Annotated in this window: 12 protein-coding genes; 11 read left to right on the forward strand and 1 reads right to left on the reverse strand. The window is 63.2% G+C overall.

What is annotated here, in order from left to right; all coding sequences use genetic code 11:
• Positions 1 to 13: 13 nt before the first annotated feature.
• The 11 genes from KBZ14_RS06160 (at position 14) to KBZ14_RS06210 (ending at position 18,175) form a co-directional block, all read left to right on the forward strand.
• On the forward strand, positions 14 to 6,550 hold the full coding sequence (locus KBZ14_RS06160) for a DEAD/DEAH box helicase (RefSeq protein WP_255117444.1): 6,537 nt from the start codon (positions 14 to 16) through the stop codon (positions 6,548 to 6,550).
• Positions 6,551 to 6,621: 71 nt separating this feature from the next.
• Positions 6,622 to 8,856: a 3'-5' exonuclease gene (locus KBZ14_RS06165; RefSeq protein WP_255117445.1), complete on the forward strand. Its 2,235-nt coding sequence runs from the start codon at positions 6,622 to 6,624 to the stop codon at positions 8,854 to 8,856.
• Positions 8,853 to 11,072 (forward strand): McrB family protein, encoded by a 2,220-nt coding sequence (locus tag KBZ14_RS06170; RefSeq protein WP_255117446.1) that lies wholly within the window; start codon positions 8,853 to 8,855, stop codon positions 11,070 to 11,072. The genes KBZ14_RS06165 and KBZ14_RS06170 overlap by 4 nt, the downstream gene beginning before the upstream one ends.
• Positions 11,069 to 12,136: a 5-methylcytosine-specific restriction endonuclease system specificity protein McrC gene (gene mcrC, locus KBZ14_RS06175; protein ID WP_255117447.1), complete on the forward strand. Its 1,068-nt coding sequence runs from the start codon at positions 11,069 to 11,071 to the stop codon at positions 12,134 to 12,136. Before KBZ14_RS06170 ends, mcrC begins: the two co-directional genes overlap by 4 nt.
• On the forward strand, positions 12,133 to 12,735 hold the full coding sequence (locus KBZ14_RS06180) for a hypothetical protein (protein WP_255117448.1): 603 nt from the start codon (positions 12,133 to 12,135) through the stop codon (positions 12,733 to 12,735). The genes mcrC and KBZ14_RS06180 overlap by 4 nt, the downstream gene beginning before the upstream one ends.
• 138 nt (positions 12,736 to 12,873) lie before the next feature.
• Positions 12,874 to 13,146 carry a hypothetical protein gene (locus tag KBZ14_RS06185; RefSeq protein ID WP_255117449.1) on the forward strand — a complete coding sequence of 91 codons (273 nt, stop codon included), beginning with the start codon at positions 12,874 to 12,876 and terminating at the stop codon, positions 13,144 to 13,146.
• A 277-nt stretch (positions 13,147 to 13,423) separates the two neighbouring features.
• Positions 13,424 to 14,053 carry a sigma-70 family RNA polymerase sigma factor gene (locus KBZ14_RS06190; RefSeq protein WP_255117450.1) on the forward strand — a complete coding sequence of 210 codons (630 nt, stop codon included), beginning with the start codon at positions 13,424 to 13,426 and terminating at the stop codon, positions 14,051 to 14,053.
• A 250-nt stretch (positions 14,054 to 14,303) separates the two neighbouring features.
• The gene (locus KBZ14_RS06195) at positions 14,304 to 14,900 is read left to right on the forward strand and encodes a hypothetical protein (protein ID WP_255117451.1); all 597 of its coding nucleotides are present in this window, start codon (positions 14,304 to 14,306) and stop codon (positions 14,898 to 14,900) included.
• Between the two features lie 168 nt (positions 14,901 to 15,068).
• On the forward strand, positions 15,069 to 15,788 hold the full coding sequence (locus KBZ14_RS06200) for a hypothetical protein (RefSeq protein ID WP_255117452.1): 720 nt from the start codon (positions 15,069 to 15,071) through the stop codon (positions 15,786 to 15,788).
• Between the two features lie 782 nt (positions 15,789 to 16,570).
• A complete protein-coding gene (locus tag KBZ14_RS06205; protein WP_255117453.1) occupies positions 16,571 to 17,599 on the forward strand; it encodes a Fic family protein in 1,029 nt (342 codons plus the stop codon).
• A gap of 252 nt (positions 17,600 to 17,851) precedes the next feature.
• Entirely contained in the window at positions 17,852 to 18,175 is a 324-nt protein-coding gene (locus KBZ14_RS06210) for a hypothetical protein (protein ID WP_255117454.1), read from the forward strand.
• Between the two features lie 45 nt (positions 18,176 to 18,220).
• Here KBZ14_RS06210 and KBZ14_RS06215 read toward each other — a convergent pair whose 3' ends face one another.
• On the reverse strand, positions 18,221 to 18,781 hold the full coding sequence (locus tag KBZ14_RS06215; RefSeq protein ID WP_255117455.1) for a collagen-like protein: 561 nt from the start codon (positions 18,779 to 18,781) through the stop codon (positions 18,221 to 18,223).
• Positions 18,782 to 18,829 lie beyond the last annotated feature (48 nt).

Raw genomic sequence — 18,829 nt, forward strand, 5'->3', positions numbered from 1 at the left:
TCTGCCGCATCCCTTGCTCCCCTCCGTTGTTGCCAGCGAACTGGAGCAGGTGGCCGCTGATGCCATCCGCACCGCCTTCCACCCCACCACGCCCGGCTTCCGTGGGCTGATCGATCGCTTCCTGGCTGAACGCGAGCAGCTGCTCAAAGGTCCCTATGTGTCGGTGGCATTGCCCTTTCACCAAGGCACCGGCCGCAACTGGTTTCCGCAAATCACCCTTCCCTTCCCGCCCTACCGACACCAGGAGAAGGCCTTCGAGCGGCTGTTGCCAGGCAGCCCGCGCAACACTCTGGTTGCCACGGGCACCGGCTCGGGCAAAACCGAGTGTTTCCTGCTGCCGCTGCTCGAACACTGCCGCCAGCAGCAGGCCCAGGACCAGCGGGGCATCAAGGCGATCCTGATCTACCCGATGAACGCCCTGGCCACCGACCAGGCCAGGCGCATCGCTGATCTGATTCACTCCATCCCCTCGCTCGCTGGCCTGCGGGCCGGGCTCTACATCGGTGCGTCCGATGACGCGCCTACGGCGGCCATGACCGCCACCAGCGTCATCACCGACAAGGAGGCCTTGCACAAGGCTCCGCCCGACATTCTGCTCACCAACTACAAGCAGCTGGATTATTTGCTGATCCAGCCCCATGTGCAGAGCCTGTGGGAGCACAACGGGCGGCTGAGCGATGGATCCAGCGTTCTTCGCTATCTCGTCGTCGACGAGTTCCACAGCTTCGATGGCGCCCAGGGCACAGACCTCGCCTGTCTGACCCGCCGTCTGCGTGATCGGCTCCAATGCCCCGGTGACGAGCTGGTGTGCGTGGGTACCTCCGCCACCCTTGGCGGCCCCGACTCCCGCGAGGCGATGCGCAGCTATGCGGGGCAGATTTTTGCCAGCAGCTTCGAGGCCGCCTCTCTGATTGAGGAGGAGCGCCTCAGCCCCGAGGAGTTCTTCACCGGTCACACCGCCTATGGCGCTGAGGGGCTGCGACTCTTGCCCCTGCCAGGGCTGGAGGCACTGGATCAGCTCGATCCTGAACATGCCGCCAGCGCAGATTCTTACCTCGCCGCCCAGGCGGCGCTCTGGCTAGCGGACTCGCTGCCACCAGCGCCTGAGGGCAACATCCACGACGACACCTGGCGGTTGGCGCTGGGCAGCCAGCTCGGCACCTTGCCAGCTGTGCACAACCTGGTGCGCCAGGCTGCAAGCACCTGCTCGATCGAGGAGCTGCTGGAACGCTTCTCGCGCCAGCTCGGCCTTGGTGATCAGTACCCCCGGCATTACCGGGTGTTGCTGCTCGAGAGCCTGCTGGCGCTGATCGCCCATGCCCGCCGCACCACCACCAAGCTCGATGGCAGCCCCGTCGTGGTGCCCTGGCTCAACCTGCGCGTGCAGCTCTGGCTGCGGGAGCTAAAGCGCATGGTGGCTTCTGTGGAAGCCACACCACAGCTGCGCCATTCCGACGATCTGGCCGGCAGCGACAGCAGCATCCACCTGCCCGTGGTGCATTGCCGCGATTGCGGCGCCACCGCCTGGACCTCCACGGCGCTGAACTCCACCAGCAACACGCTGGACCGCGCCAACAACCTTCGCAACTTCTACAAGGCGTTCTTCTCCGGTGCTCCTGAGCTCCGCTACCTCTTCCCCCAGGGCCATGCAGACGCAGAGGGTTGCAGCCACCAACTCTGCAGCAGCTGTCTGTCGTTCCACCCCGTCAAAGATCTGGCCGACGCCACGCCCACAGGTGCGATGCCCGTCTGCCCAAGCTGCCAGAACCGCGAGCTGGTGCCGGTCGACATCCCCGACTGCAGCACGGTCGACGACAACAACCACCCGCGCGTCAGCCGCGATTGTCCCTACTGCAACGCCCAGCAGAGCCTGCTGTTGATCGGTTCCTCGGCCGCCAACCTCACCAGCACCTGGAGCGCCTCGCTGTTTGCCTCGGCCTTCAACGGCGACAAGAAGCTGCTGGCCTTCTCCGATTCGGTGCAGGACGCTGCCCATCGCGCCGGCTACATCGCCGCCCGCGCCTACCGCACCTCCTTCCGCACCGCCCTCACCACCACGCTGCAACAGGCCGGCACCCCGCTGCCGCTCGATCAGCTGCAAGAGCGCCTGATCAGCGCCTGGCAGCAGCGCTTTCCGAATCCGGTGGACTTCGCCGCCACCTTCATCCCCCACGACCTGGAGTGGCTCAGGGAGTGGGATGCCCTGCAGCAGCAGCTCACGCCCAGCCTCGAGGCCAATGGCACCCTGATGCGCTTCGTGTGCGACCGGCTGCGTTGGGAAGTGGCCGCCGAATTCGGCTACCGCTCACGTCTGGGTTCGTCGGTGGAGCAGGCCGGGGCGCTGGCAGCCGCTGTGGATCCCGTTGCTGTCAACAAGCTGCTCCCGGGCCTGCTCACTCGGCTGCAGAACGAGGTGGAGCCGCTGCGCGGCCTCCGCCTTGGTCAACTGCAACAGCTGGTGGTGGGGATGCTGCAGCACCTGCGCCAGCGCGGTGCTCTGGCCCTGAGCGAGCTGGTGGGGCGCGACGGCAAGGTGAGCCGCTATCTCGAGAGCGGCGGAGAAGACACCTATCCCTTCAACCAGATCCCCCACACGCCGAAGTTCGGGCGCACCGCCAGCAGGCCGATCTTTCTCACCAGCTTCCGCGGCAAGGGGCGCTTCGAGCAGTTGGTGCGCGACTCCGGCCGGCCCACCTGGGCCCAGCACTGGCTGGAGCGCACCCTCATCCCAGCTACTGCCCTGGATGCCGAGCAGCAGAAGGAAGCCCTGAACGCCGTCGTCGATGCGTTGTGCCAGGCCGGGTTGCTGGAGCAGTTCAGCGGCGGGCGCGGTGAGCGGATCTGGGCGATTCCGCCCGCCGCCATCACCGTGAGCCATGAGGCCCATCCCGTGCGCTGCGAGCACTGCGGCGACATGCACAGCGTGCCCACCGAGCAGCTCAGCCTCTGGGATGGTCTGCCCTGCCAGGTGCGCCATTGCCCCGGCAGCTACCGGCCCGATCCCCGCGGCGGTCTACCCCTCTACCGGCGTTTGTATCAGCGCGGGGAGGTGCATCGCATCGTGGCCCGCGAACACACCGGCTTACTGGAGCGTGGCGATCGCGAACGCCTGGAAACCCAGTTCATCCGCGGCGAGTACCGCAGCGATCCCAACCTGCTCTCGGCCACCTCCACGCTGGAGATGGGCATCAACATCGGCGATCTCTCCACCGTGCTGCTGGCTTCGGTGCCGCCGGAGCCGGCTAACTACCTGCAGCGCATCGGCCGGGCCGGCCGCCGCGACGGCAACGCCATGGTGGGCACCCTGGTCACGGGCACCGCCCACGACCTCTATTTCTTCTCCGACCCGCGCGAGATGTTGCAGGGGCAGGTGAATCCCCCCGGCTGCTATCTAGATGCAGCCGCCATCCTGCGCCGCCAGCTGCTCGCCTACAGCCTCGATCGCTGGGTGGCAGGCGGCCTCGATCCGCTGGCGCTGCCACGCAAGCTCAAGCCAGTGCTCGATGGCGTGGGAAAGGCCCTCAGCGGCACCATCCCCCAGGAGTTCCCCTACACCTGGCTGGGCTGGGTGCAGGCCCACCAAGCCGATCTCTTGGAGCGGTTCTGCGCCCTGTTCGGCGAGGAGCTGCAGCCCGCCAGCGCTGCTGATCTGCGTGCGTTCCTGCTCACCCCCGCCGATGGGGGCGGAGATGGGGCCTTCGATGCACCCTTCGCCCAGGAACTGCTGGCTCGGTTGCGGGATCTGGTGGCGGAACGCAAGCGGCTTGGTGCAGAAGCCCGCAAGCTGCGTGAGCGCTACAACAAGCTCTGTGAACGCCCCGACGACGGCCTCACCCCCGAGGAACGGGAAGCCAAGGATTCAATCCGCCGCGAGCAGTTCGCCTATAACCAGCTGCGCAAGGACCTCGACGGCCGGCCCCTGCTGGCAATGCTCACCGACGAGGGCTTCCTGCCGAACTACGCCTTCCCGGAAGCGGGAGTCACGCTTAAATCCGTTCTCTGGCGCAAGCTGCCTGGCCGATCCGATGATAGCCGCCGCAGTGAGGAACTGCCGCCCCTCTCCTACGAGCGTCCCGCCAACGTGGCCATCCGCGAGCTGGTGCCCGATGGCCAGTTCTATGCCCAGGGCCGCCGCGTCAAGGTCGACCAGGTGGATCCCAACCTCAACCAACCCGAGCGCTGGCGCTTCTGCCCCTCCTGCTCCTACGCCGCTCGCGAAACCGACGACGACTTCGGCCGCAAGGAATGCCCCCGCTGCGGCAACAGCGGTTACGCAGACCACGGCCAGGTCAAGGAGATGGCCCGCCTGCGCCAGGTTCAGGCCACCACAGAAGACGCCCGCAGCCGCTTCGGCGACGACAGCGAAGAGCGCAATCCGCTGTTCTTCCACCGCGAGCTGCTGATTGTTCCCGACCACAGCCGCCGCGAGATCTCCCTGGCCATCGCCGATGAGGAGTTTCCCTTCGGCGCTGAATATCTGGCCAGCACCACCTTCCGCGAGATCAACTTTGGCGAGCAGGCCGTGGTGGGCGCCAGCCATGCGATCGCCGGCAAGGCCCTCAAGGTGAAGGGCTTTGAGCTCTGCCGCAGTTGCGGCAAGGTGCAGCGCGGCCCCGCCAAGGCCAGCAACCACACCTGGGGCTGCAAGTATCGCGACAAGCCCGATGACGCCCAGCTGCGCCAACTGCTGTTCATGTACCGGGAGTTCAACTCAGAAGCCCTGCGCTTCCTGCTGCCTGGCGCCAGCTTCTGGGATGAGGCCGGTCAGCCCTCCTTCGTCGGTGCCATGCATCTGGGTTTGCGCCAGCGTTTCGGCGGCAAGGTGGATCACCTCCAGTCAGCCCTGGGAGAAGAACCCCAGCCCGGCAGTCAGCAGCGCAAGACCTTCCTCTACCTGTTTGATTCAGTCCCCGGCGGCACCGGCTACGTGCGCCAGCTGATCGAGGCCGGCGGTGCGGATCTACGCGCGGTGTTTGAGCAATCGCTGCAGACCCTTCAAGCCTGCTCCTGCAGTGATGGCTGTTATCGCTGCATCTTCATGTACCGGCAGCGCTTCGATCGCGAGCGCACGAGCAAGCGCCGCGCCATTGAGCAACTGCAAACAATTCTGAACCGGTGGGAGGAGCTGCAGCCCTCAGAGCGCAGCCTCTCGGAGGTGGTGATCAACACCCGCGCTGAAAGCGAGCTGGAGCTGCGCTTCATCGAGAAGCTGCGAGAGGGCAAGTGCAAGCCACCGGGTGTCACCGTCACCCTCCGGGATGACTTCATCAAGGGCGACAAGGGCTATCTGCTCACGTTCAACAGCGGCTCCAGCGTGGTGAGCTGGAAGGTGGAGTTGCAGGTGCCGATCGGCGAAGCGGAGGGTGTTGGCGCCTTCTCCCGCGCTGATTTCCTGCTCACGCCCACGGCCGGCGGCAAGCCGATCGCCATCTACACCGATGGCTGGGAATACCACCGCAGCCGGCTGGCCAAAGATGCTGAACAGCGCATGGCCCTGCAGCGCAGCGGCCGCTACCTGGTCTGGGCTCTCAGCTGGGACGACGTGGTGGAAGCGCCGCCGACCGCCCAGGCGCCGCTTGATCCCAACGGGCTTGCGGTGGGAGTCATCCCCGCATTCGCCAACAAGCCCGAAACCTTCATCGAGCGCTGGTGGCCCCAGCCCCTGCTCGACAGCCTGACTTCTGCGCCGCCGCTGATGCCACGGCAGGCGCAGCTGGCCAGTAGCCTACAGCTGCTGATGGCCTACCTGGCCAACCCATCAGAGCCGTTGTGGCAGGGCATGGCGCAGCAGTTCTGCCTGGCCCAGGCTTCCCCACTCGCGGTGGAGTCGCCGGAGCTCAGCGCTTCTGCCGTTGCGCTTCAACTCGTCCCACATGTCCAGGAGTGGCAGAGAACGGAGCCCTCACGCCGCGTTGGCCAGCACCTCTCTCCTGCTCCTGGCCTGCAGATCGTCAACCTGGTCGACATGGGTCTGCATGAGCGCCGCCACCCAGCCGCCAGCTTCCGGGCCATTCACTTCGAGCCAGATCCGAACGCCTCTGAGCAACAGCAACAGGCCAGGTGGCGGGAGTGGCTACGCCAGAGCAACCTCTTCCAGTTCTTGCCCCACCTGCTGATCTCCACCCCGGGCTGGGGCGGCAGCGAGCAAACCGTTGCGGTGGACCCGCCCCAGGTGTGGGTGAGTGCCAGCCTCAGATCCCCTGAGGCGACTGCGCCTTCTGACCATGAGGCTGCCGGTGCCGAGCAGCAACGCGCCTGGAAGGAGCTCTTTCGAACTCCCCCTCAACAAGCACTGCCCTTGATGGAGGCCCTGGCTGCTCTCTGGCAAGGCTCCGACCTGCCGGTACCTGAACAAGCCTTTGAGCTGGAAGGCACCCGAGGAGAGGTGGTCGCCCAGGCAGAGCTGGCCTGGCCCGTCCAGCAATTGGCGGTGGTGATCGATACCGCCGATGGTGAGGCGTTCTCGGCCGCAGGCTGGCGCTGCTGGTCGTTAGAGGATCCTCCAGGCACCACAGCCACCGCCCTGCGAGAGGTGCTCACCTCCCCCTGATCGACAGCCCAATCCACGCAGTCCTAGCCAAAGCCACTCCCAGTCATCGCCTTCAACGCCGCGCACCTGTCATGAGCGAGTCCCGCCTCACCGTCGCCCTCTCCAACGACTTCTTCAAGGCGTTTGGCCGGCTGCCGGAGAAGGCCCGCGGCAAGGTGGCCACCTTCATCTCCAAGTTCCGCGACAACCCCCGCAGCCCAGGACTGAACTACGAGCGCATCGAAGGCGGCAAAGACCCCTTCATCCGCTCCATCCGCGTGGATCAGGACATTCGCTGCATCGTGCGCGCCCCCGATGAGGGCGACACCTATGTCTTGCTCTGGATCGACAAACACGACGACGCCTACCAGTGGGCCCGTCGCCGCACCTGCCATGTGAACCGGGTCTCGGGTGCGCTGCAGGTGGTGGATGTGGAAGCGGCCGAAATGGCTGTGGGTGATGCGATTGCCGCGGCTGTCAGCGAAGCTCTGGCGAATCAAACGCCAACAGCCACACCAGAAGAAACGCCAGCGCTAACCCCGCAGGCATCTGTCCAGAGCGGGTCACTCTTTGCCCACTGCAGCGACGAGCAGTTGATGTTGCTCGGCGTGCCTGAGGCTCTGCTGCCAGCTGTGCGGGCCGTCACCAGCGAGGAGGCGCTGAGTCGTCTGATCGAGTGGGTGCCTCAAGACTGCGTCGATGGCCTGATCCTGCTGGCCGATGGCAAAGCAATCGATGAAGTGATCGAGGAGTTGGAGCGCAAGCGACCTGCCGCCATCGACCCCACGGATGTAGCAGCTGCTCTCGAAACACCGGAGAGCAAGGCCGAGTTCATGGTCATCACCGATGACGATGTGCTCGAGGCAATGCTCTCAGCACCGCTGGAGCGGTGGCGGGTATTCCTCCATCCCAGTCAGCGCCGTCTTGTCGAGCGCAACTGGAGCGGCGCGGTGCGCGTGCTGGGCGGGGCCGGCACCGGCAAGACCGTGGTGGCGATGCATCGGGCCCGCTGGCTCGCCAAGGAATTCATCAAAACGAGTACCCCTGGCCGCGTGTTGTTCACCACTTTCACCCGCAACCTGGCCACAGACATCCGCGCCAACCTCACCAAGATCTGCAGCCCCGAGGAGCTGCAGCGCATCGAGGTGATGCACCTTGATGGTTGGGTGATGACGTACCTCAAGGCCCAGGGCCTTCAAGTGCGCGTGTTCAACGACGACGCCCGCGATAGCTGCTGGAGCATGGCCATGGATGTGGCCGACACCTCACTGGAGCTTGACGAGCGCTTCTACCGCGAGGAGTGGAAAGACGTGGTGCTCGCCCAGGGCTGCCGCAGCCGCGACGAGTATCTGGTGGCCCGGCGGGTCGGTCGGGGCACCCGCCTCAACCGCCAGCAGCGGGCTCAGATCTGGCCGGTGTTTGACGCGGTCAGGGCCGAATTCCGCCAGCGGGGGCTGTGGGAACCAGAGGAAGCCAAACAGATTGCCGCTGACCTGCTCAACCGCTCCGGCCCACCACCGCAATACACCTCCGTGGTGGTGGATGAGGCCCAGGATCTCGATCTGGCTTCTTTTTCGCTGCTTCGCGCCCTGGTTGGCGAACCGCGCACGAACGACCTGTTCATCGTTGGCGACCCCCACCAGCGCATCTACGGCAAGCCGGTGGTGCTCAGCCGCTGCGGCATCGATATCCGCGGCCGCGCCCGCAAGCTGCGCATCAACTACCGCACCACTGAAGAAACCCGGGCCTGGGCCACCGCCGTGCTCCAGGGCCTCGACTTCGACGATCTGGATGGGGGCAGTGATCGCGCCAGCGATTACCGCTCCCTGCTTCATGGCGACCAACCCCTGGTGAAGGGTTTTGAGGACCCCGGAGAGGAGCAGCGTTTCCTGGTGAGCACCCTGCGTCAGCTGCGAGAAGAGCAGCAGTCGCTGGCGTCCACCTGCGTGGCGGCTCGTACCAACAGGGCCGTGGAGAAACTTGAAGCCCTTCTCAATGGCGAGGGGTTCGCCACTCGAGTGATCCAAGCAGAGGAATCCGACGACCCCAGCGATCCAGCACTACGGCTCGCGACCATGCACCGGGTCAAAGGGCTGGAATTCGATCAGGTCTTTCTGCCAGCACTGGATGCCTCCCAGATGCCCCTGAAGGTGGAGCTCAACAAACGGCCAGATTCCCTCTCCAGGGAACTCTTTGAGCAGCAAGAGCGCTCGCTGCTGCACGTAGCAGCCACCCGAGCAAAGAAGCGGGTGGTGGTGAGCTACAGCGGCAAGGCTTCCCCCTTCCTGAACCTCAAACGTCTGCAACCAGAGGGCTCCCAGTCATGACTGAAGCCAATTCATCTTCAAGCCCCTGCTGGTTCGTGGGCGCCATGGTCAACCGTGGCGACGACCAAACCGATCGCTTCATTGAAGAAGGCATCTGGGAGCACGACTTCGACGACAACAGCAAAGTGCTCGCACAGGTGCGCTCGATGCAGACCGGCGAGCGCATCGCCATCAAGGCGGCCTACACCAAAAAACACGGCCTGCCATTCGATACCTGGGGCAACACCGTCTCGGTGATGGCCATCAAGTCCATAGGCACGATCGAGGCGAACATGGGCGATGGCCGCCGTCTACGCGTGCAATGGCAGCGCGTCAGCCCTGCCCGCGAGTGGTACTTCTACACCTACCAACCCACGATCTGGAAAGTCACCCCCGGCGACTGGAAAACCGACGCCCTGATCGACTTCGCGTTCCAGGACAAGCCGCAGGACATCGACCGCTTCCGCAATGCCCCCTATTGGCGAGAGCGCTTCGGCACCGATCCCAGGGAGCACAAGCGCTTCCGATGGGCCCGCTTCTACCAGGCGATAGCCGACGGGCTGCTCAGCCACCGCAGCGATCGCAGCCAGCTGATCGCCTTCCTGCAGCAACTCCAGCCCAATGTGGAGGGTCTGGGCTTGCTCAGCGGTGATCAGTTCGCCGATGGCAGCAAGGGGTTCATCCAGGACATCGACCCTTTCACCCTGTTCGGTCTGTTCAATCGCGGCATCAAGGACAGCAACCGCCAGGCCATCGCCTCCGCCCTGGCCCAGTTCCTGGGCGTCGAGGAAGCCATGCCCGAGAGCTTCGAGGGCATCCCGGTCCTCAACAACCAGAAGTCGTGGTTCTTCCCCTACAGCAAGGATCGCGACCCCGCCCAGATCGATGCCCTCTGGCAGGTGTTTCAGAGCGGTCTAGCCCTGGCTGAGGGAGACACCGAGCAGGCGATCGAAGCCTTCAGCAGCGACTTTGATGCAGCGATGGGCTACTACGGCGTGGCCTGGAACCTCACCTTCGGGCTCTATTGGTGCCGCCCCTGGAGCTTCCTCAGCCTCGATGAGCGTTCACGCGGCTACATCAGTGAGAAGCTGCGCCTCGCCATCGGCCGCAACGGCCCGAAAAACCGCTGCAGCGCCACCGACTACCTGCAGTTGATCGAGGCCCTTAAACAACGCTTCGAGGAACCCGACTTCAGTGTGCACTCCTTCCCTGAACTCTCCTTAGAAGCCTGGACCTACACCGGCAGTGCACCTGAACCCGACGACGACCCGTTAGTCCATGGCGACGATGACGATCGGGATGACGACGACTCCGCAGTCGTAGAGCCAGTCACGCCGGTGACGCCATACGGCATCGACAACATCCTGGCCGACGGCTGCTTCTTACCTCGCAGCGAGCTGGAGCGCATCCTGCGCCGCTTACGCGACAAGAAGAACCTGATCCTCCAGGGCCCACCCGGCACCGGCAAAACCTGGCTGGCCAGGCGCCTTGGCATGGCGCTGGTGGGCCAAGTGGTGCAGGAGCCGCAGCTGCGCTCCGTGCAGTTCCACCCCAACCTCTCCTATGAAGACTTCGTGCGCGGTTGGCGCCCCATCGGCAACGGCGGCCTGGTGCTGCATGAGGGCGTATTCATGCAGATGGTGAAGGCTGCGCTGGAGCACCCAAGCAAGACCCACGTGCTGGTGATCGAGGAGATCAACCGCGGCAATCCCGCCCAGATTTTCGGGGAGCTGCTCACCCTGCTGGAGGCCGGCAAACGCACACCGCGCGATGCCATGCAACTGTGCTACCCCGACCCCGACGGCACCCACCGGCCGGTGTACGTGCCCGAAAACATGGTGGTGATCGGGACGATGAACATCGCCGATCGCTCCCTGGCCCTGGTGGACATGGCCTTCCGCCGGCGCTTCGCCTTCATCGACCTGGAGCCCTGCTTCGGCGAAACCTGGCGGGAGTGGGTGGTGACTCGGCTGCAGATGGATCTGGCCGCCGCGGCCAACATTGAACAGCGCCTTGGCCAACTCAACGCCGCCATCGTCGCCGACAGCCGCCTTGGCAAGGCCTTCCAGATCGGCCACAGCTATGTCACCCCGACCCAGAGCCTGGAGGGGCGCTCCAGTCGCGATTGGTTCGCCGAAGTGGTGGCCAGCGAACTCAAACCCCTGCTGCAGGAGTACTGGTTCGACGCCCCGGAGGAGGCCGAACGCCAGGCCGCGGCTCTGCTGGAGGGTTGGTGAGCATCCCAGTTCGCAACATCTGGTGGCTGATGCTCTACGCCTCAGACCTGGGCAAGGCCGCCAATCCCGCCAAGCTCGCCTCAGAAGACCTTCCCGACGAGATCCCCGATCTGGTGGCCGAGATACTGGCCAGGGCAGTCGAACAACGGCAGCGCCGCCAACTCTCCACCGCATTTCAACCAAGAGAAGCGGTGCTCACCCGTGTGAGGGGGCGCATCGATCACCTCACCACCAGCCGAAGACAACTGCTCGCCAAAGGACAGGTGGCCTGCCGCTTCGAAGAACTCTCGATAGACAGCCCACGCAACCGCTACGTGCGCGCCGCCCTCGACACCGTGGGCAGGTTGGTCCGCAAGCCTGAGCTGGCCCACCGCTGCCGCGGCCTCGCCCATGGCCTGCGCCTGCAGGGAGTGGTTGGAGAGCCGCCCACTCGCCAGAAGATCAGCAGCGAACGCTTCGGGCGTCATGACCAGGCCGACCAGCCCATGCTCGCCGCTGCTCGATTGGCGATGGATCTAGCCCTACCCGCCGAGGAGGCCGGCCCTAATGCCCTGATCGACCCCGAGCGCTGCGAGCATTGGCTGAGGCGGCTCTATGAGAAGGCGATCGGAGGCTTTTGCCGCCTCCATCTCGATGAAGCTCACTGGCTTGTGAACACTGGCAAACCACTCAGCTGGCCCATCGAAGACGCCACCGCCGGCATCGCCCAGGTGTTCCCCTCCATGCGCACCGACATCGTGATCGACCGACGCGACCAGCCCCAGCGCCTGGTGATCGACACAAAGTTCACCAGCGTGCTCGGTCGAGGGTGGTATCGCGAGCACTCGCTCCGTGCCGGCTATGTCTACCAGTTGTATGCCTACCTGCGCTCCCAGGTAGGCCGTGGGGACCCCTGGGCCGATCAGGCCGCGGGGCTGCTGCTCCATCCGGCCATCAACGGCGACTTCGATGAATCCGTAGCGATCCAGGGGCACCTGATGCGCTTTGCCACTGTTGACTTGACTGGCAGCCACCAGCAGATCAAAGAGGGGTTGTTGGACTTGATGCTCAGCCCAGCATCATGACTGGCAAACAAGCAACCGGTTCCGATGCGGTCGCGTCTCAGGCGGCCCGCACCATCGCCTTGCAAATGCTGGAGGAGCGCGGCCGCGGGGCTGTGCTGGTGGGCGTAGCCCGCGTGGATGCAGCACTGGAGCATCTGCTCCAGGCCGTGATGAATCCAGCAACCGCCAAAGGCGATGGGCTGTTTCTGCCTGAGCGGCCGCTGGGCTCCATTGGCGCCAAGGTGGCGCTCGCCAGCCGGCTCGGCCTGATCGATGGTCCGGTGGAGCGAGCCCTGAACGTGCTGCGCAAGCTGCGCAATGCCTTAGCTCACTCCGCTGAATCGGCCTCGCTGGGCGATGCCGCCCACAGCTCTCGCCTTGCGGAGGTGTACGAAGACGCCCGCACCAATCCGCTCTGGACGCCACTGGAAATGGTCTTGGCCGCTCAGCCGCCTTCGGCCAATGGGGTGCTGGAGCCTGCCCTGCGGGATTACATCCTGTTGATCACGATCCTGGTGGCCTTCTTAGAAGCCACAGCCCAGCAGCTTCGGCCGATGCAACCGCCGGTGGTGATGGGTTTCTCGGGCGTCAGCCGGAACAACGGCGCCATCCAGGAGTAGCTCGCAGATCGGAGCCCCTAAAGCTTGCCGCGCAGGCCTGTTCATGGTGCGGGGCGGCGTCAAGGATCGGAGCCATGCCCGCGGTTGGTTGACGTTGGTGCCGCATGACGCGGCACGTCAGGCGAATGGCGCGGGTCCTTGACCCCGCCCCGCCTGGAGGTGGGGTCCTGCGCTGGGTCCGCCATGGCCACGCTTTGCCTTCCCGCTCACACCCCTGTTCACCTGCATGCCGCCCGCCGGCTGCACTTCTCAGCCAGCAGCGATGGCTTGCTGCTCTGGCTTTCAGAAGAGTGCTGGTGCCGCGGGCTGATCCGGCTGGCAGCTCTGCTGGATGATCTGCTCACCGAGCGTCAGGCGGGGCAGCCTGAGGCCCCTGCTGATCCCGAGCTGGAGGCGCTGTTGCCCTTCTGAGGGCTAGGGGCTGCGGCCCCCTTTTGTTGACGCCAGGCCGGTGGGGCGTCCATGCCGAGCCCGCTTGTGATGGGGCAGCTGCGCCGTCGCCGGCTCCTGCTGCGTTGGGGGAATGGTCCGCCAGTGAGCCGGCGCACACCCACCGCATCCCGTTGGCCAGTCCTCACGCCATGGCAAGGATCAGGCCTGGCGCCCCTTGAGGCCCTGCCTCGGCGGTGCGTCCTTGCCGCGGCGATCCGGCCGGCCGTTGGGGGTGGGGTTCTGTGCCGTCCCGCCGATGGCTGCCCTTGCTTCCCCGTCCCGCCGCCAGCCGCAGGCCTCTGCACCGCAGGCTGCATCCCTTGCTGCGCGCGATGCCCTGGTGCTGGAGCACCTCCCGCTCGCTGATGCCCTGGCTTCCGCCGCCGCCCGGCGCCTGTTCCCGCTGGTGGAGCGGGATGATCTGATCCAGGTGGCCCGCGAGGCCCTGCTGCGCTCGGTGCCGCGCTGCAAGCCCGGCGAGCCGGCGGAGCCCTATCTGCGCCGCTGCATCACCGGGGCGCTGCAGCACCACCTGCGCGATCGGGTGCGGCTGGTGCGCATCTCCCGCCGGCAGCACGAGAAGGGCACCTGCCCGCTGGGCCACGTCAGCCTCGATGTCCAGGTAAGAGGCGAGCACTCCCTGCTCGATCAGCTGGAAGCTCCCGCAGCCGAGCTGGCCTCAGGCCTTGGTGCTGAGGAGCTGGCCCTGGAGCAGCTGGTCGAGCAGCTCCCTGCTGCCCAGGCAACTGCGTTGCGGCTCACCCTGCTGGAGGGCTTCTCGCTACGGGCCGCTGGGCTCAAGCTGGGCATCAGCGCCATGGCCGTGCAGCGCGCCCAGAAGAAGGCCATCGCCGCCCTGCGCCTGCAGTTGGTGGGCGGGGGCTGAGGGCCGTTGCCATAATTCCAGTGAAATCGTCACCTAATCCAAGCTTGATAGCCGTCAACCGCAGCCACTCAGCATTGTTCTTTGCCAGGTAGTCGGTCAGCATTGCGGATTCACTACGGGTTTACGTAGAGCCCCTATGTCACATGATGGATTCAGCCTGAAATCACGCGATGAAGTTCTGAGGTTCGAAGAGCTACTGGACAACTACTCTTCCAGTCTCACTCGGCTCCCCCTGAGGCACATATCTTTGTTGGAATCATACGATCGCTTGATCAAAAGAGAGGACGGAGCAAGAATTTTTTCCTCCATTCTCGATATTCGGATCAACACGGTATTGTTGTTTTTGGATGCTCATGCAGTAGGCGCCACTTGGAACGCCTTGTTTTCAAGTGGCAAGCTCGAGGGTGGCTCAGTTCTTGAATCACGAGAAAAATTTTTTGGCAAGATAGAAATTCATCGCTTCAATTCGTCGTATGTATTAAGGTATAGAGCGATATGGGATAAGATAATGGGTCTTATTATTTTGGTTTATTCGCCTGGTGAGTACCAGCGGTTTTCTGGGGCAAAAAGCAAAAAGAAGGCTTTTGTGAAAATTGCCAATACTCACGGGTTCTTGGAGTCTGAAACCGTGTTGAGCCTTAGCAATCTTTTGGCCGAATTCGACGAGAAATTCCGTACGCCTGAGGCTCACGGCACTGGCTCGCTTCGCAAGTATTCTTTTACAATGGAATCGCTTGCAGATAACCCTCAGATTGAGCTGATAGAGTATTGGAACATAATCAATTCTTTTCTTACGGATCTCGGGAGATCAATACCGGTTGCTCTAGAGCACTCTGAGGTCAAATAGGGCTCTGTTTAGCCAATCAAACAGCAGCAGCTTTTTGTCAATAGTGTGCTCACTGACCCTCTACTTTTCAGCTCCGTGCAAGTGGGATGTGTACAGGGGTTGGTAGGGAGCAGTTTTTGGGCTGAGCATGGGTGATACTATCGGTTTGGAAATGATTTGACAGGGAAGATGAGGCCTGATTCGGTTAGATCCCAGATTCAAGATGTTCGCGCGCGATATGCTGAAACTTATGCGATAAGAGCGGGTATTCAGGCTATTCCCGGGATAGGTGGAAGCCTCGATACGCTGTTGGCTGGTGGCGCCTCGAAGATCCAGATGCGGCGTCTTGAAAGCTATGTTGAAATATTGCAGTCTCGCTTGAGTGTAATTGAGGAAATTGCAGCAGATCTGGATAGCGAAGGATTTTCTGACTTTATACTGTCAACGATAGATCAAGCAGTTCATACGCGCTCTGTAGAAAAGCGACAGCGATTAGCCCAGGTTGTTTGTCGTCAGACGACCCTGGGCTTTTCTTGGGATGAGGCAGAGGGTGCAGCTCGTCTTCTGGCATCTCTAGAAGAGATGCATTTATCTGTTCTGCGTGAAGCGGTAAATGCGCCTATCGCAAGTGGTCCTTATGAAGGTCATCGGCTTGTTACCTTGGAGAAAGCAGACCCTGCGGGGGCAAGCTCTAATGGCGTCAATTTAAGGAACCTGTTCTTCTCTCATGATAACCATGTCCTGGAGTTAATCTTCTCTGACCTTGTATCACGTGGGCTCTTGCGTGACGAAGGAGTCGGACGACTTAGCACAAAGTCAATGACCGTATTTATTGCCACTGACTTGGCCAACTGGTTGTGGAAATGGATCTCGCTTCCTGAGGAGGTACTGAATGCAGAAGCCGATTGACGCAATCTGTCGAGGCTGACAGGCCCTTCTTTTTCTAATGTGGCGTGCTTTATGGGTACTTCTTCCGCGCAAAACCCTTGGGCTAATAAGGCCAAGCTCGGTAATTTGTCTTTATTAAAGGGTCAGGTTGATCAAGCCACTTGAACTAATGTTGTTTAGCAATGAACTCGTTGGTGGCACGAAAATTGACGCGGGGGGGCTTGGTCTCTGCCAGTAAACCCAACGAGGCCCACACCCATAGGAGGTTTCGAAAGGGCAAGCAAGGCAGCAGTTCTCCCTCCGTAAATGTCCTGCGCGTTGCCACCTACTCCGAATGGCGGGCGCATTTTGCGGCTGGATCCGTTTCAGGCCCAAGGGCACGCTTACGGGGCCTTGCCCTAGTGACAACAGCTGCTGCACGCGGTGCGCCTTCGGTGAGGGCAAGCCTGCAAGAGCGCAAATCGTGCAGGCCTACCCCTTGATGGATCGGCTCCGCGCAACCCTCTCCATGGTCTGGGCGGCCTCGGGGACTGACGCGAGGTCGCCGCAATGGGGAGCACCATCTGGCCACTGCCCGCCCTGCTTCGGGGTCTCCGCTGCGCCCTATGGCCAATGGTGATCCCGACGTGCCGGGAAGAGGCCTGTGCCGGCCGTCTTGTTAGCAGGGTGGGGGCTGGTGCCACCTATCGTCAAAACACGTCAGCAAAATGGCGTTTTCTTAACTGGTGCCAGTCGACGTGTCAGCTTCCCACGGCTTCCTACAACCGTTGCCTCCTCCCGTAGAGCTGGAAACAGTGGCGGTCATGCGTGCTCTGGCTGCCGCCAACCGTGCTTTGGCGGAGCTCAAGGGACGGGCGGCCACGATCCCCAACCAAGGGATCCTGATCGACACCCTCGCCCTGCAGGAGGCAAAGGCCAGTTCCGAGATCGAGAATATCGTCACCACCCAAGATGAGTTATTCCAGATGGATCTGTTCCCGGACGGTCTGGAGTCGGGTGCGGCCAAGGAGGTTGCCCGCTACCGGGATGCCCTCAAGCTGGGGCTGACGCAGCTGCTGGATACGGGCGGGTTGATCCGTAACGCCACGCTCATCGACATGTACCGGTTCCTGAAGGCACGCAGCGATGGTTTTCGCTCAACGCCAGGCACCGCCTTGAAGAACGATCGGACGGGGGAAGTGGTCTACAGGCCTCCACAGGATCGCAACGAGATCATCGCCGCAATGTCATCACTGGAGGCGTTCATCAATGATGATGAGCTCTGCCGTCTCGATCCACTGATCAAGATGGCACTCATCCATCATCAGTTTGAGAGCATCCATCCCTTTGCCGACGGAAACGGACGAATCGGGCGCATCCTGAACGTTCTCTACCTGACAAGAACAGGATTGCTGGACATCCCAATCCTCTACCTGAGCCGCCATATCAACCAGCACAAAGCTGAATACTACCGGCTGCTCCAATCCGTTCGAGAAGAAGGCGAGTGGGAGCCCTGGGTGCTCTATATGCTTGAGGCCGTCGAGAAGACCTCTAGAACGACCCTTGCGCTGGTGGAGGGAATCCGGAAGCAGATGGCAGATGTGAAGCAGCGCATGCGCACCCATCTCCCGAAGCTTTACTCCCAGGATCTGCTGAACAATCTCTTCCGTCACCCCTACACCAGGATTCAATTTGTCCGAGATGACCTGCGCGTGACCCGGCAGACAGCTGCCGAGTACTTGGAGCAATTGGTGGAGAAAGGTTTCCTAGAGAAGCACAAATCTGGTCGGAGTAACTACTACATCAATACAGCCTTGGTGGCCTTGTTCCTGCAGGTCTCAGAAGGCCCCTGACGCGCCATCGATTTGGCTTGGATCAATTATTTAGGCATGGCTCGGCCCTCTTGATGGTCCGCAGCTAGGGCAAGGGGCGGCCACGACTTCACTGCGCATCCTGATGAGGCAGCACATCACTCTGCCCTGGACTTCTATTGCGTGGGGCCAGGAGGAGAGCTTGCTCGGGGCCTCTCCAGTCTGAGGCCCTCCTGCGGTCGCGCCTCCGCTGGGATCGGTCCCGTCGCTGCGCCGCTCTCGGCGCCGATCGTCATGGCCACACGCTCTGCTGCTGGCATCCCGGCTTCCGCGGAATCACCGTTCTGCCGCCCTGAGGAAGATCCCTTTCTGTTGCTGGAATCCACGCTTCGCTCCGTGCAGGAGATCCTGCTGCGCCGGCGCGGGCTGGCGCTGCGGCGCACCTGGATTGAGCAGCCCTATGGAGAAGAGGAGATCACCCTGCTGGAGGAAGAGGTGATTCCCGCGATCCAGCAGTGCCTGGCTCGCATTGATGAGCTCGATGAGCGGCTGCTGGCCGAGCAGGAGCTGCTGCGGCGCTCTCAGCTCGAGGCGCAGCGGCGGCTGATGCTGGCCTGAGCCCATCCCGGCCCGGCGGGCGTGATCATCACGCCGCGCCGGGCCTCAGCTCAGCACGTACACATCGCCGCTGGTCTGATCCAGGTACAGATCACCCGGCACAGATCCAGGCACCGATGTGGGTGCGCCACTGCCGGTGAACCAACCGGTGCCGCGGTTGCCCTGGGGGCCATTGGGGCCCTCCACCCCCTGCAGGCCCTGGGGGCCGGGCTCTCCCTGCAGCCCTTGCGGTCCCTGCGGGCCGGCGATGCCCTGGGGGCCCTGGATCGAACCCCCATCCACCCAGGTGCTGTTGGCGGCATCCCAGACGCGGAAGGAGTCATCCGCTTGCACGATGTAGGCATCGCCTTGGGCGGCATCGGCGGGCAGATCCTCCACCGTGGGCACGTGCCCCTTGAAGGTGATGCCCAGGCCCGGGGCACCCTGGATGCCCTCCTGGCCCTGGGGGCCTTCTGGACCAGCAACGCCCTGCATCCCTGTTGGTCCCTGCGGGCCTTGCACGCCCTGGGCGCCATCGGCACCGGGTTGGCCCTGCACCCCCTGGGGTCCCTGGGGACCGGGATCACCGTGCGGACCCTTGAGTGAACCGGTGGGAATCCAGGCCATGGCAGAGCAGCGGCCCAAGGGCCAGAGAGAACACTCCCTATTGCCGTT

Source organism: Synechococcus sp. HJ21-Hayes (genome assembly GCF_024345835.1).
GTDB lineage: Bacteria > Cyanobacteriota > Cyanobacteriia > PCC-6307 > Cyanobiaceae > Vulcanococcus.